The organism is Mesorhizobium sp. LEGMi-168a (assembly GCF_058312955.1).
In genome coordinates, this window is sequence record NZ_JBZEGV010000003.1 from 29,676 (window position 1) to 44,137 (window position 14,462).

At 65.1% G+C, this 14,462-nt stretch carries 9 protein-coding genes; 1 reads left to right on the plus strand and 8 read right to left on the minus strand.

Annotated elements, in window-relative coordinates; translation table 11 throughout:
- Positions 1 to 100: 100 nt before the first annotated feature.
- The 4 genes from AC4FWB_RS05835 to AC4FWB_RS05850 are packed head-to-tail and all read right to left on the minus strand — an operon-like array spanning position 101 to position 8,371.
- A complete protein-coding gene (locus tag AC4FWB_RS05835) occupies positions 101 to 1,402 on the minus strand; it encodes a TIGR02679 family protein (protein WP_491024884.1) in 1,302 nt (433 codons plus the stop codon).
- Entirely contained in the window at positions 1,399 to 5,574 is a 4,176-nt protein-coding gene (locus tag AC4FWB_RS05840; RefSeq protein WP_491024885.1) for a TIGR02680 family protein, read from the minus strand. Before AC4FWB_RS05840 ends, AC4FWB_RS05835 begins: the two co-directional genes overlap by 4 nt.
- Entirely contained in the window at positions 5,571 to 6,854 is a 1,284-nt protein-coding gene (locus tag AC4FWB_RS05845; protein ID WP_491024886.1) for a TIGR02678 family protein, read from the minus strand. The genes AC4FWB_RS05840 and AC4FWB_RS05845 overlap by 4 nt, the downstream gene beginning before the upstream one ends.
- A complete protein-coding gene (locus AC4FWB_RS05850; protein ID WP_491025255.1) occupies positions 6,851 to 8,371 on the minus strand; it encodes a TIGR02677 family protein in 1,521 nt (506 codons plus the stop codon). The genes AC4FWB_RS05845 and AC4FWB_RS05850 overlap by 4 nt, the downstream gene beginning before the upstream one ends.
- Positions 8,372 to 8,661: 290 nt before the next feature.
- On the opposite strand from AC4FWB_RS05850, the gene AC4FWB_RS05855 reads away from it, so the two are divergent.
- Positions 8,662 to 11,190 (plus strand): DEAD/DEAH box helicase, encoded by a 2,529-nt coding sequence (locus tag AC4FWB_RS05855; RefSeq protein ID WP_491024887.1) that lies wholly within the window; start codon positions 8,662 to 8,664, stop codon positions 11,188 to 11,190.
- A 133-nt stretch (positions 11,191 to 11,323) separates the two neighbouring features.
- On the opposite strand, the gene AC4FWB_RS05860 is transcribed toward AC4FWB_RS05855, so the two are convergent.
- From AC4FWB_RS05860 to AC4FWB_RS05875, 4 genes are all read right to left on the minus strand, one after another.
- A complete protein-coding gene (locus AC4FWB_RS05860; RefSeq protein WP_491024888.1) occupies positions 11,324 to 11,845 on the minus strand; it encodes an SRPBCC domain-containing protein in 522 nt (173 codons plus the stop codon).
- The gene (locus tag AC4FWB_RS05865; protein WP_491024889.1) at positions 11,826 to 12,188 is read right to left on the minus strand and encodes an ArsR/SmtB family transcription factor; all 363 of its coding nucleotides are present in this window, start codon (positions 12,186 to 12,188) and stop codon (positions 11,826 to 11,828) included. Before AC4FWB_RS05865 ends, AC4FWB_RS05860 begins: the two co-directional genes overlap by 20 nt.
- A gap of 251 nt (positions 12,189 to 12,439) precedes the next feature.
- Positions 12,440 to 13,228 (minus strand): undecaprenyl/decaprenyl-phosphate alpha-N-acetylglucosaminyl 1-phosphate transferase, encoded by a 789-nt coding sequence (locus AC4FWB_RS05870; RefSeq protein WP_491024890.1) that lies wholly within the window; start codon positions 13,226 to 13,228, stop codon positions 12,440 to 12,442.
- Entirely contained in the window at positions 13,225 to 14,238 is a 1,014-nt protein-coding gene (locus AC4FWB_RS05875) for an NAD-dependent epimerase/dehydratase family protein (protein ID WP_491024891.1), read from the minus strand. The genes AC4FWB_RS05870 and AC4FWB_RS05875 overlap by 4 nt, the downstream gene beginning before the upstream one ends.
- Between the last annotated feature and the right edge of the window lie 224 nt (positions 14,239 to 14,462).

Genomic DNA, 14,462 nt, shown 5'->3' on the forward strand with positions numbered 1-14,462 from the left:
TTCTCGGCGGTGACCTCAGACGCTGAAGCTCCTCCAGTTTTTGGTAGAGTCAGTCCGATCAAGGAGACGGGCGAATGAAGCGTTCACGGTTCACGCAGCTTCATCGATCATCGAGATCCTGCAACAACGAGGCGACCAGTGCCTCCTCGGCGACGGCGACGCGATGTTCACGCATGGCGGGCGCCAGCGTCCCATCCCATGACGCTTCGACCGCCCTTCCTCCAAGCGGGTGGGCAAGGCCGCGCGCCGTTCGCACGGCGGCAATATAGTCAACGGCGCCAAAGCGCCATGGCCTTGCACCGTGCTCGCGCATGACGTGGTTGCCGATGCGTAATCCGGGCCAGTCAAAATCGCCGTGATAGTGGAGTTGCGCGCCCGCCTGGGCCAATTGGGCCAGAAGGCATCGCTGCGCAGCCGCTGGCATGCCATCGGTACAGACCAGCGGGGCGCAGCCAGCTCCCCATCGGTCTGCGGCGATGGCAAGCAGGTTGGGATTTTCGCATACGTAGACGTCGCGGCCAGCTGCGCCCCATCGGGGTGGCGAGCGCAGCAATGATCGCAGCGACGCATAGGCCGGTTCTCCAGGAGGCCAACGATCGTTTTCAGTCGCGTTTATAGGCAGGTTCAAGAACAGCGCAGGACGTGCCAGCTCATTGACCAGGACACCTGCTCTGGCCCATGTGTCGCGTGCTCGCTCTACACTGCGGGCCGGTTCCAGATCAACGTCCTCTCCCGATTTCCGCACGGTCTCGCCATCTTCATCGGTAACAGATGCGGGGGGCTCAGGAGCGGGCGGGGCGGTCTGACGCCAGACCGCCAGCACAAGTGCCGCGACCCCGCGGCCGTTGTCGAGCGCATGGGCATCGCCCAGCACGTCTGCCGCCAGTTGCGAGCGCGTTTTGCCTTTTGCCGGCAGATGCTGCAATACCTCTTCGGCGCGTCGGCAAAGCTCCGCTGCCGCGATGGCATCCTGCCGGGTGAGCCGCTTGAGCAGGCCGATGCCCTCCGGCGCCAGGAGCAAGCTAGCCAAGCCGGGATGACTGCAACCATCAATGACACCCGACCAAACTGTTTGCAGATGCAGCCGCATACTGGCGAGATGAAGAATGGGACCGTCGAGCTTTTCCAAAGCGTCGCGCAACGACGTGGCGACACCGGAGCGCAGCAGGTCGGCATCGACCTGGCGAACGTCGATCCGCAGCGACCTGGAACGGCGCTGCGGGCGGCCGAGCAGCGAGGCCAGCGCTGCATGTTCCTCCGCGCTGAGCTCGCCGACGCGAATACATTCCACGGCCTCGTCGAGCGGCGCGCGCTCGAAACGCTGGCGCAGACGCTTGCGCAGCGAGGCGAGATGCTCGCCGCCGAGCAGGCGTTGAAGACGCGGGTCGACCTGGTCGTTCATGCCGGCGCAAATCGGCGATCGGGATCGGCCTCGGACGTCTTTTCCCGGCCGTCCCAAGTCCATCGCGACACGAACACGGCGTCGATGCCTTCGCGCCGCTGCAACTGGCAGATGGCGACGCCCGGCAGTTCGGCATAACACGCCCACTCGCGCTCGCTGGTGATGACGAAGTCCAGGTCGAACTCGCGGATCAGCCCCATGCAGTGCGCGCGCGCCGTGTCGTCGATGCCGGCAAAGGCTTCGTCGAGCAGCATCAGCCGCGGTGCCAGGGCATCGCTGCCCTGGCTGTAGAAGCTGGCCACCGCGGCGAACAACGGCACCGTCAGGCCGAGCGCCCGCTCGCCGCTCGAGGCGGGGCCGGAAAGCTTGCGCCAATGCCCCTCCTGCCAGCGTTCGACGCGAAAACGGTGCCAGTGGCGATAGTCCAGGGCGCGCGCGAGCTGGTCGAGCAGGGTGCCGCTATCCTTTCCGCTGCCGGAATCGGCACGCTCCCTCTCGGCCGAGATGCGCTGCTGCAGCATGGCGCCGACGACGCTCCGGTCTTCCGCCGACCAGAGATCCGAGCTGGTGTTGAGCAGGCGCTTGCGCGCCACGTCGAGGCCCACCGGCGCGCCTTCCTCCTCGGACAGCGGCTGCCACAGCAGCCGATAGCGTACGCCGGTCGACGTGGGGCGCTTGTGCAGCTCCCTGTTGATGGCATAGACCTGCCGTTCGGCGGCTTGCAGCAGACGCTGGATTTCAGCGGCGATCTCGGCCTGCAGATGGTTCTCCAGAACGGTCCGCTCGTTCGCGGTCAGCAATTCGCTGCGCTGGGCGATCTCTTCGGCGAGTCGGCCGGCGAGGCGGTCTGGTCGCTCGCGCCGATTCTGGTAGACGATGTCGATGCTGAACCCCCAATCGCTGGGGTCGGCCTGGGCCTGATGGCCCAGCGCGCCGAGTGTGCGCTGCAACTCGGTCAGTTCCTCGGCGATCTGCCGCTGCACGCGCGCCCATGCCTCGTCGTCGTCCTTAAGGTTCGACAGCTCCTGTTCCGCCCGCCTGGCCAGCGTCAGCGCCGGATCGATCGTCCACTGGCCCCCCATGTCGGGCAGTTCGACACGCGGCAGCGCCGCCGACAGCAGGCCGGTGCTGGTGAACTGCTGTAATTTGGAGATCGCCTGCGCGCGCGCTTCGCCGCGCTCGGTCAGGACGTTGGTCGCGGTCTCGGCCTGCTGCTTTGCAACCGCCCGCGTCTCGCCCGCCTTGCGCAGGGCGTCACCGGCGACTTTCAGCGCAGTCTCATCGGCTGCGACCGCGACGCGCGCTTCGGCGAGCTGCCGCTGCAACTCCTCGACCTTGGCGCCGACCATTTCGCGCAGCACTTCGAGCCGGGCCAGGGCCTCTTCCGCTTCGACGCGGGCTGCAGCGGACTCCTGCTCGCGCTGCTGAAGATCGCCACGCGCTTCGTTTTCCCGGGCAAGTTGGCGCTGCCATTCGGGCAGCGCCAGGCGCAGCTCGCGGGCGGCCTGTTCAAGCCTGACCTGCGTATCGCGATAATGATCCAGTGCCGTTTCGACGAGGGGCAGTTCCTCGGGCGATTCGGGCAGGCGCAGGTCGGCGGCATCCGCGGCGAGTTGTTCGCACACGGCCTTGAGTGCCTGCTCGGCCTCGCGGCACCGCACATCCGCTTCGGCCAGCCGTTCACTGGCGAGACGCGCGGCGCGCGCGCTGGCGACGGCGGCCAGGTGAGCGCCGCGCAGCATCTCGTCGGCGGGCGCCCGACGCCATTCTTCGTCGGCCTGTCCGCGATCCGACGCGAGCTGCTCGGCCATGTCCTGCACGGCTGCCAATTCGCCGGAAAGCTGTGCCAGGCGATCGGCAATCTCGGCCAGCCGCCGCGCGCGGGCGGCGGCGCGGGCCGCATGGCCGATATAGACCGCCGCCGGTTTACCCCAGGCGCCGGACAAGGCACCGAGACGATATCGGCCGTCGGCGGCGATCCAGGCCTCGGTGTCGACCGGGTCGTCATTCGCGCAGGCGATGCCGGACAGCACGCGTTCGACGATATCGGCCGGCACGGTACAGCCGGCCGGCACGGTGACTTCCATGAAGTCGGCAAGCGATGGAGAAGACTTTCGCCGTTCCAGCACCTGCGTGTCGTATAGCGGCGCGCCATCGTCGCCGGGCTGAAGGCTGCCGTTGGGCGAGATCCACGCATCGAGCAGCCCGGCGGCTTCGAGTGCTGCTTCGAGGCCGGCGCGTTGCGGGGCAGTCACCGCATCGCGAAAATCCAACACTTGCCAGAATGGCGCGCCTTGGCGCGCGTCCCGGACGGCGGCGTCACGCGTGTAGGGCAGGGGCGGCGCCATGTCGTCGCCGGCTTCCAGGCGTCGGCGCTCGTCTTCGAGGCCCTCGTGTTCCGCCTCCAACGTTTGCCGTTGGCCGTCGAGCGTCGCACGACGCTGTGTCAGCGCGAAGCTGGCCGCTTCATGTGCTGATTGCAGCAGGTGCCGGGCGGGATTGTCGCCTTGCAGCATGGCTGCCCATTCCGCCAGCGCAGTCAAAGCCGCGAACCTGGCATCCGGATCGACTTGCAGCTGTTTCAGGCCGGTGAAATGGCGATCCCAGCTTTCCGAGAGGTTCCGGCCTTGACGTTCGACCTCGGTATCGGCTTGCGTGCGACGTTCGGCAGCCTCTTCGGCCTCGACTTGCCGCTCGTCCTGGATCTCGCGGCGCCGGACATAGTCCGCCTCGGCTCGTGCGACTTCGCTGTGACGGCGACGCAAAAGGGCGATCTGCTCGCGCCGGCCGGCGACAAGGTTGCTAAGCTCGGCGCAGGCTTTGTCGAAAGCATGCTGCGTCAACTCGACCAGCGCGGAGGCCCCCAATGCGGCGAGCGGGCTTCCAGTGTGCTGGCCGGCGATACCTGCGGCATCGCCGTGCAAGGCGCTTTGCAGGCGCAGTTCGGCCAAGGCGCGTTCCGCCTGTTCGGCGCGCCGGGCGGTGCGCCCGGTTTCCTCGTTGCTGAGTCCCAGCCGCCGGCCGGCCTGCTCAACCGCCACGGCGGCTTTCTGCGTCGCTTGCCGGCGCGCCGCCATCTCCTTCTCGGCGCTTTCGAGACGGTTGGCGTCCTGCATCGTCGGATCGGAGCGCAAGGCGTCGAGCCGCGCCCGCCCGCGCGCCAGCGTTATTTCCGAATCATCATGTGCGGTCTGGGCGAGCGCTTCTCGTGCTTGCGCTTCGTCGAACCGGGCCTGGGCTTCGCCGCGTGCCCGGCTGGCATTGTCGAATTCCGTCTGGGCCTGGCGCAGCAGGCGCGCCTGCCTGCGGGTCTGCGTGCCGGCATAGACGCGATAACGCTCCTCAAAGCGGCCGACGGCCTTGGCGAGCGCCTGATACTCGTCGAGCTGACGGCGGTCTTCATCGAGTTGTCCGAGCGCCTCGGCGACGTCGCCGAGCAGTTCGGGCGCCAGCGGCGGCAAAGCCTCGGTCAGCGCGTTTGACAGCGCGATTTCGTCGGGTTTCCTGGAGAGCTGTGGCTGGCGAAGCTGGATCAGCGTATCCATCAGCGCCTCGTAGCGCTTGGCGCCCAGACGGAACAGGCGCTCGTCGACCGCGCGGCGATAGCTGGCGGCGGTGTCGAACACCTGGCCGCGGCCCTCCAGCGCGTCGCGCAGGCGCTCCTTGGTCAGCACGATCCGATGCTCGCTCGTCAGCCACAGATCCTGGTTGATGCGCGGCGCACCGTCGGCGTCTTCCAGCAGGAAGAACCAACTGTCGACCTGCGGGCGGGCGGCCGTTGCCGAGAGGCCGACGCCGAGCGAGAGATAATGTGGCGTGCCGTCTTCGGCCAAGCGGCCGAACTCGATCCACGCATAACCGTTGCGCCGGTCGTGGCTGTTCATCAGCAGGTTCCACGCCATCCTCTTGCCGGCGTCGCCGTCGGGCTCGATGCGCGAGGATTTGAGCTGAGCGTCGAGCAGGAACGGCAGTGTCAGCGACAGCACCTTGGATTTGCCGGTGCCGTTGTTGCCGCGCAGCAGCAGATGGCCGTCGCGGAACCAGAATTCCTCGCTGTCGTAGTGATAGAGTTCCACCAGACCCAGGCGCAGAGGCTGCCAGCGCTGCCGCGTCGGCGTCGGCAGCGCGGGCTTTTCCAATGGCGAAACGAACAGTTTCAAGCGGTCGTTCATGTCGGTCCGAACAGAGAGCCGGTGGCCTGGGCTGGCGCATTGCGGGCTTCGCGAATTTCGGCCTCTCCCAGCGCAAAGCGGGCGAGCGCCGGCAGAGGGTGCACAGCGCCGGCTTTTCGCACCGCCAGTTGTAGCTTTTCCAACCGATCGATAGCGATTGCCGCGAGTTCGTGTTCGGCGCCGGGCTCGCGCGCCGATTTGCGCCAGTAGCGCCCGTACTTGCCTTTGGCCTCGTGCACGAAGTCGGCAATGTCGTGCTCCCGCATGACGGGAGCTCGCGCCGTGTCGGCGCCATCCTTTCGCCGTTGCCTTTGGCCGGCGGCCAGATGCTCGGCGACGAGCAGCGTCACATGGGCGTCGGTGCCCTCGGCGGGCATCGCCACATCAGTCAGCAGGCCGCCTTCGTCGACCAGGGCCAAACCTTCCGCGCGCTGTTCGGCCACCAGGCCGGCGGCATCGCACAGGCGGGCAGCCATCGTTCCGCGCTGGTTGAAGAAATAGGCGCGGGCTTCCGGATCCAGCGTTTCGACATAGACGACCGGGTCGTCGAGAAGCCGACGCGCGAGTTGGTGGCGCAACGCCGTGCGCCGGCCTTCCTCGCTGTCCGCTACATGTTCGTCGACCATGGCGCGCAGTCGCGCTTCGAGCGTCACGGGCGCTTCTTCCGGCGTCCAGGTGGACGGGCCACGCACCGCCGCCAACATGCCGGCGAGCATGCGTCGCTGCACGTCGTAGAGCGCATCGGCCTGATCGCCTCCGGCCTGCACGAACGTCTCTTCGTCGCCGGCGACGCGGTGCAGCACTCCGAGACCCAGCAATGTGCGGCACACCGACACGAGTTCGCGCCGCTCGTGTTGCGCCTCGAGCGTGAAGGTGAAGTCGAGCGTCGGCTCGGCGGCGAGCTCCAGCAGCCTCTCGCCCAGCAGCTGCAGGGTAATCTGCGGATCGGCGCGTTCGAGCACCGCGCAGGCTAGGCAAAGCAGCACGTAGCGGCGACGGTCGTAGCCGGGAAGGCCGCGCATCGCGTCGGTCAGGTTTCCCGGACGCTTGTAAAGGCGGGCGCCTTCGCGCTCGACCTGCAATATCCAGCCCGCCTCGCGCGAAAACCATTCGCGCAACGCTTCGGCCTGGCGGCGCACGGCCGCGAAATCCTCATCCGCCGGGTTCATCAAGGGCGTCATCAGCAGCGCGCGCACGCAGGCGCGAAACTCCTCGCGCTGCAAGCGCTGCTGCTGCAGGCCGATGTTGCGGCCGTCGTATAACCTGGTTGCCGCTTTCATCGGCCGTCCTGCAAGGGTGTGATGGTGATCAGATGGTCGCGCCCGGCAAAGACGCCGAGCGGCGTGTCGATCCTGGCGTGGCTGTCGGCGGCAAGCGGCCTCAGGTGAATGTGCAGCAGGCCGTCGCCCGTCAGCCGTTCTACCGGGGCCTCCGGCCCGGCCTGTTCGCTCAGCGCTTCTCCAAGCAACCCCAGGAACAGGCCGAAGGCGTGGGTGTCGAGTTCACCCAGATCCGAAAGCCGCGCGGGGTGGCTGGTGGCGAGGCGCTTGCGTGCCGCTTCCACCTGCTGGGATTCTTCCGCGAACTGCAGCGCCAGAAACGCACGGTCCTCGGCGCGGTCCCGCACGCGGGGCGGCGGCCCGCGCGGGGCGGCTTCGCCATATTCGCGCAGACGCGGATGAATCTGGAGCGGCGCGGCGTCGGCCCAAGAGGTGCTAGCTGGCAGTTCGGCATCCGCGTCGGCGTCGAGCGCGAAATGCCGCGCTGGATTGAGGGCGAAGGCGGCGCGCGCCAACTGGTGCGCTTCGCCATTGTCGGCACAGGCGGCGAACCAGCCGGCGAGCAGGCGGAAGTCGGCCGAGCGATCGCTGCGGCCGCTGCGCCGCTCGTTGAGGGCTGCGATCGCGGCCAGGAGCTGCGGGATGGCGGACCGTGCCCGCGCCCGCAACAGTTCGGCTTGAGGCGGTTCGTGGCCGGTGCTGAGGAACCAGCCGCGCAGACCCTTCCATCGCTCGCGCCAGGCTTGCAGGGCGTGGTCGCGCGCATCGGACTGGTCGGGCGCGCCGCCGGGCGCCGCATCGCGCGATTCGCGCTCGGCCACCTGGCCCAGCAAGGCGTCGATGCTCGGCTCCAACGCGAGTATGAAGCGCGCGATGGTGTCGGAGCGGCGCACCAGATCGCCCATGAAGCGTTCCAGATAGTCGATCAGCCGCTTCTTGTAGTTCGCGACCGCGTCCGCCTCAGCCTGCTGCAACTCGATGCTGCGCGCGACCCCAGCCATGAAAGCCTGCGCGTTCTCGGCCAGGCCTTCGAAGACGCGCACAAGATCCCGCAGCGTTTCGTGGATCTTGGCCACGTCGGGCACGGCGGCGTCAGCCAGCGCCTGAAGGGCCTGCAACCGGCTCGCTATGTCTTCGAGCGCCACGGTTTGCAACTCGGCGCGGCGTTGCAAGGTCTGCACGAAGACCGCCAATGCCGATTCCACCGCTTCGCCGCCCTGCGACAGCCGGTAGAGGAAGCGCGCGCGGTAGAAGTCGCTGAGGCTGGAGACCCGTGCGGTGTCGGGGTGCGATTCAAGGTTGCCCCATGCCGTTAGTTGGGTAAGCGCCGTATTAACTTCTTCGATGCGGGGCGTTGCATCTGGCCATCGGGCTTCGGCAAGCACTTCGTCCGGTCTCAACTGCAAACGGTATTGCCGCTTGGCGGCAGCGAAGACGTCCATGATACAGCGGTAGAATCTGGCCTTGTCCGCGCTCACATGGCGAAACAGCTCGGCCGAGTCATTTGCAATTTGCATGGACAATCGCCGCCTCCCCAAATCCACTTTTGATGTTTTCGCTTTGTTCTCACGTCCCGTCAAGACGGCGTGTTGATCCTTGAGCACATGCGCCCGGGGCGAGGCGGCCCTTCACAGTCGCGGGGGAGGCACCACCACCCGCAGCTGCATGATAGGAAGGTTTACCCTGTTGACGAACCGACGCCGATTTTGGCACGCATGTCTACAAACGGCGAAGGGGTATCGGCTGCTCGGTTGAGTCTGGCGCACCTGCGATTGACCCTCGTGAGCAGTGAACGGATCATACTTCGATGAAATCCAAGCGCCAAAGCCTGAATTCCACGATCAAGCCCACGATCAAGCCCAAGATCAAGCCCAAGACCAAGCCAAACAAAGAACCCAAGCTCTCGCGCACACACGCGCCCGTCGATCTATCGCCGGTGGACTGGCAGCGCGGCTTGCGCCGTCAGTTCGGCCAGGAGCAGGATTTCGGGCTTGAAAACCTGACCAGCGAACCGTTTTTCTCCGAATTTCGGATCAGCAATCCTGTTTCGAAATCCAGCTACCGCGTGGCGATCCGAGGCTTGGGGCCGGGTGGCAATTTCTGTTCATGCCCCGATTATGCCACCAGCGAATTGGGAACCTGCAAGCACCTCGAATTCACGCTTGCCCGCCTGAAGAAGAAGCGCGGCGCCAGAACGGCGTTTGCGCGCGGCTACCAGCCGGCATTTTCCGAGTTGTATTTGCGTAATGAAGGCAAACGCCGCGTTCATTTTCGCGCCGGAACGGACTGCCCGCCGGCGGTGAGCGAGGCCGCTGGCGGTTTGTTCGACGCCGAACGCAACGGGATACTGCCGGACGAGCGCTTTGGCGAGTTGGAGCGTTTCATGACCATGGTCTCGAAATCCGGTCATGAATTGCGAGCCTATGATGATGCACTCGATTTCATCGCGGGAAGGCGCGATGCCGACCGCCGCGCCGCGAAGCTCGAACAGTTGTTCCCACGCGGGGTTGCCGATCCCAAGCTGCTGGGACTTCTGAAGGTGCCGCTCTATCCCTACCAGGCCGAAGGCGCGCTGTTCGCCGTGCGGACCGGCCGGGCACTGATCGGCGACGATATGGGGCTGGGCAAGACCATACAGGCAATTGCCGCGACTGAGATACTGGCGCGACATTTTGGCGTCTCGAAAGTGCTTGTGGTTTGCCCGACCTCGCTCAAATACCAGTGGCAAAGCGAGATTGAGCGTTTCTCGGCGCGGGATGGTGAAAATGCGGCACGCGTGATCAACGGCGGTCGGGCACAGCGGCAGAAGGACTACGCCTTAGACGATTTCTGCAAGATCACCAACTACGAGAAACTCCAGCCGGATCTCGACCTGATCGCCGCATGGGGACCCGAACTGGTCATTGTCGATGAAGCGCAACGGGTCAAGAACTGGAACACAATCGCGGCGCGCGCCTTGAAACGCGTCGATAGCTCCTATGCGATCGTGCTGACCGGGACGCCCCTGGAAAACAAACTGGAGGAACTGGTCTCCATCGTCCAGTTTGTCGATCAGCACCGGCTGGGGCCGACCTGGAAGCTGCTGCACGAGCATCAGCTCAAGGACGATGCCGGGCGCGTCACCGGCTACACCGGACTGGAGAAGGTCGGCCAGACGCTGGCGCCGGTCATGATCCGCAGGCGCAAGTCCGAGGTGCTGCGGCAACTGCCCAGCCGTACCGATCAGAATCTGCTGGTGCCGATGACCGAGATGCAAATGCTCCATCATCGGGAAAACGCTGACATGGTGGCGAAAATCGTCCAGCGCTGGCGCAAGACCAAGTTTCTGTCGGACAAGGATCAGCGGCGGCTGACCAGTAGCCTGCAGAACATGCGCATGTCGTGCAACAGCACCTATCTGCTGGACCGCGAAACCGACCATGGCGTCAAGGCCGACGAGCTGGCGGCACTCCTCGACGAGTTGTTCGCCGAGCCCGAGGCCAAGGCGGTGGTGTTTTCGCAATGGACGCGGACCCATGACATCGTCATCCGCCGCCTCGAAGCGCGTGGGCTGGGCTACGTCAGTTTTCACGGCGGCGTGCCGTCCGACAAACGGCCGGCACTGGTCGAACGGTTTCGCGACGATCCCGCCTGCCGCGTGTTCCTGTCCACCGACGCCGGCAGCACGGGTCTCAATCTGCAGCATGCGTCGACGTTGGTGAACATGGATTTGCCGTGGAACCCGGCGATCCTCGAACAGCGCATCGCGCGCATTCATCGCATGGGCCAGGCGCGGCCGGTGCAGGTCATCAATTTCGTGGCCAAGGGCACCATCGAGGAGGGCATGCTTTCGGTGCTTGCGTTCAAGCGCTCCTTGTCGGCGGGAATTCTCGATGGCGGCAGCAGCGAGATTTCGCTCGGCGGTTCGCGTCTCAACCGCTTCATGAAGGACGTGGAAAAAGTCACCGGGGGGATGGGTGAGGCCGAGGCCGTGACACCGGCCGAGGAAGTGACAAACATCGTCGCTGCGGATGCCGTCGGATCAGTGGAGGATGCAAAGGCGGATACAGGCGCTGACGCCGGCGAGATGGCGGGCGCGCGAGCGGGCGGGGCCGCGGCGGCGCCGCATGATGCGGGTACCGATCCTTGGCACGCTCTGGTGCAGGTCGGCGCCCAGTTCATCGCCGCGCTGGCGTCCGCCAGCGATCCCGGCGCGCCAGGCCATCCATGGATCGAGCGCGACCCCGCCACCGGCGCGCAAAGCCTGAAAATGCCGCTGCCGCCGCCGGAGACCGCGAGACAACTTGCCGATACGCTTTCCGCATTGGCCGACCGCTTGCGGGGCAGGATCGCATGAGGAGTGGCGGCTGAACGCATGATGGCTTCGTCGCCAGGCTAGTGATGCAACCTCCGCAGCGGGCGGCGACGACCTCGTCGCGTTCTCTTCCGCGGAGCGACAAGCCAGGCGGCCGGCCGCGAGATCGACGGCTTCATGACCCTCCCGCGCTCGCGCCCAGGCTGACGAGAAGCTCGTCCAGTTGCTCGAACGTCTCGCCCATCGCATCCGCCGCCCCGGTACCGGCTGCGTCGAGCGCTTCCTTCGAGGGATAGAGCTCGTGCATGACCAACAGCGTCTTGCCATCTTTTTCCTCGAAGGTCACCGTGGTGATGGGTCCACCGTCACCACCTTCGTCGTTGGTCCAGACGAGGCGCAAGTGCGGTGTCACTTCGATATACCTGCCGAAGAACTCGTCAGGGTTTGAGGCATCGTGGCCGAACACCAAACGGTACCTGCCCCCGACACGAACATCCATCTCGCAGGAACGCAGGAACATGCCCATCGACTTCGGCACCCACCACCGCATGAACAGCTCGGGCTTGGTCCACGCCTCGAACACGATGCGCGCCGGACCGTCGAAGGTTCGCGTAACGACCAGCTCACGCTCGGACTTCCGTTCCACCGTCGTGCGGTTCTTCATGGGCGCGGGCCCGCTATCTCTTCTTTCGTCCATCGAGTTTCTCCTTCCGTTTCAATTCCTCGACAATCTTGTCCAACTCGTCGAAGCGCGCGTCCCAGAGCTGGCGGTACCTCTCGATCCATGCCGCCTCTTCCTCCAGTCGGCGCAGGCCGAGCTTGCAGGTCCGCACGCGCCCGACCTTCTCCGTGGTGACGAGCCCCGCCTGCTCCAGGACGCCGACATGCTTCTTCATGCCCGTGAGGGTCATGTGGAACTTCACGGCAAGGTCCGTGATCGAAGCGTCCGCACGCCCGAGCTGCTCCAGAACGCCGCGTCGGGTGGCGTCCGAGAGCGCGGCGAACGAGGCATCGAGGCGGGGCGTTATATACTGAACCATGTGGTTCAGTATATAACGCCCCGATTGACGGCATGCAAGGGAAGGCCGAGCGCGCGCTGCGCTGCCGGCGCCTTTGCTCCCAAATCGGCCTCATTTCGATGCGGGTCGACTCGGCGGTCCCCGGATCCCAAGCCGCCGCACCGCCTTGGTGCGGGCTTAACGCGTTGCAGGTCAGTCAGCAGCAGCCTTAACGGGACGCGTCTTGCGCTTGTGAACATCGTGTCAGGCCGCAGTCTTGGCGTCCGGCAGCACTATGGATTCTGCCAAACGGTAAATGCCAGGCCTATCGCCAGCGCCGTCGCCCCATAAAGAGCCGGCAAAGCTTTACCGCTGACGCCGATCCGCAGCAACGCGTGTCCAAGATGGTCGGTACCGCCGATCCAAGGTCGTCGTCCCTGCCGAATGCGGCGAACAACGACGAACATGGCATCGATCAACGGCACCGCCATCCAGGCCAACGAGGAACCGAAACCTTTCTCAGCCGCGAGAAGCACGATTGCTGCGCCAAGCAGGAGGCTGCCGCTGTCACCCATGAAAACACGCGCAGGCGGGTAGTTGAAACAGAGGAATCCGGCGCACGCACCCGCCCCCGCCATTCCAGCTTCGCCGCCAAGGCCAAGGAAGGCGGCCGCGACTGTGCTCGCGGCAAGGCCGTCGGCATGATCGAGCATGTTGACCGCGTTGCAGGCTATCCAAATGACGATCGGTACCCACCACACACCTGTGATGATGCCGGCAAGTATCGCCGCAACGGCCAATGCTGCGGCCTTGGCTCCGGCGGAAAGGGTTCGGACGTCATCGAGCGCGCCGACCAGGCAGAAAATAGCGAGGAGGAAGATTTGTCCGGCCGCAAGCCATGGTGACATCGCGATCAGCAGGGCCGGCCCCGCAAGTCGGGGAACCTCGCCCGATGTGTGCCATCGGTCACTCTTGACTTTGGAGACAGCTCCGATGCGCGTCGCCAGACGCGCAAATAGCCAGACGCAAGGAACTGCTATGAACAGGGCCCCGATGAGCGGGACCAATGGACCGAGCGTCAAGCCATAACTCGTTCGGTACGCATATGCTCGATGCAGTCGAGGATCGTCTGCATTGTGCTTCGCAGCGGACGCCAGCCGGTCATGGTGGTCAGAAGGCTTGTGTCCGGCACGCGGTCATATGTTACGGCGAACTTCTCGCCATAGACCGCATTGGAAGGTTTCATGACAATCGGCGCGTTCGTCTGAGTGGCCTCGACGACCATCTTTGCAAGGTTTCCAATCTGTACCGCCTCGCTGCCGCCGAGATTGACTGGCCGGCCTCGCAACGAGCGACACTGCATGACCAGAAGCAGACCTTCGGCGGCATCGGCAACATGGAGGAACGCCCGCCTCTGCTCGCCATCGTCGTGAACCACAAGCGGTTCGCCCCGCAAGGCTGCGTTGACGAATGCTGGCAACACGAGGCCGGTCGCCGAGCGCTGGCGCGGTCCGGCCATGTTGAATGGTCGAACGATCCAAGTAGGGATGCCTAAATCAAAAAACAGTCCAGCCACCAGATGCTCGACCGCCGCCTTGGCAGCGGCATAGCCCCATCGCGGTCGCAGGTCCGTCATAACTGGATCAGACTCGGTGATTGGCCGATCGCGGCCGGAGCCGTAAACTTCCGAACTCGACGTATAAAGAAGCGGACGCCGGTGCAGTCGGCATGCCTCGACGATCGAACAGCCTGACTCCAGAATGCCGCTGGTGACGGCGAAGCGTTCCTTATGGGCACGCTGTACCCCGATCGGGCTCGCCAGATGGAACACGGCATCGGCCAGGCCGACTTCCTCGTGCACCGCCGCCTCGTATGCCGGATCGCCGACCCTGAAGGTACGGATTGTCAAGCGGGGATCACTGGCCGGCAGATTGCGAAGCGAGCCGTTCGAAAGATCGTCGATAACGGTTACCCTGCAATTGCGCGCAAGCAACAAATCGACCAGCGCCGATCCAACGAAGCCTGCGCCACCGGTAACCAAAACATGCGTGCGTGGGCCGAATTCAACCATGTCCGCGCTATGGTTGTCCAAAGTTGCCCCCTCCAGAACGACGCGTGGCCTCGCAGCGCACAGGACAGTCTTTCTATACAGTCAAGGACACGGTGAACAACTCGTTTTTCTATCAAGCCGATCTAAGCTGGCCGAGCTTTCGGCGATCCTCGACATCTTCAACGAATAAGCACGCCTCCCGGCGTGGTGGTACCATGACCCAGACGCCTTGGCCCATGAGGGCAGCACTGATTCAGCACCTGTGT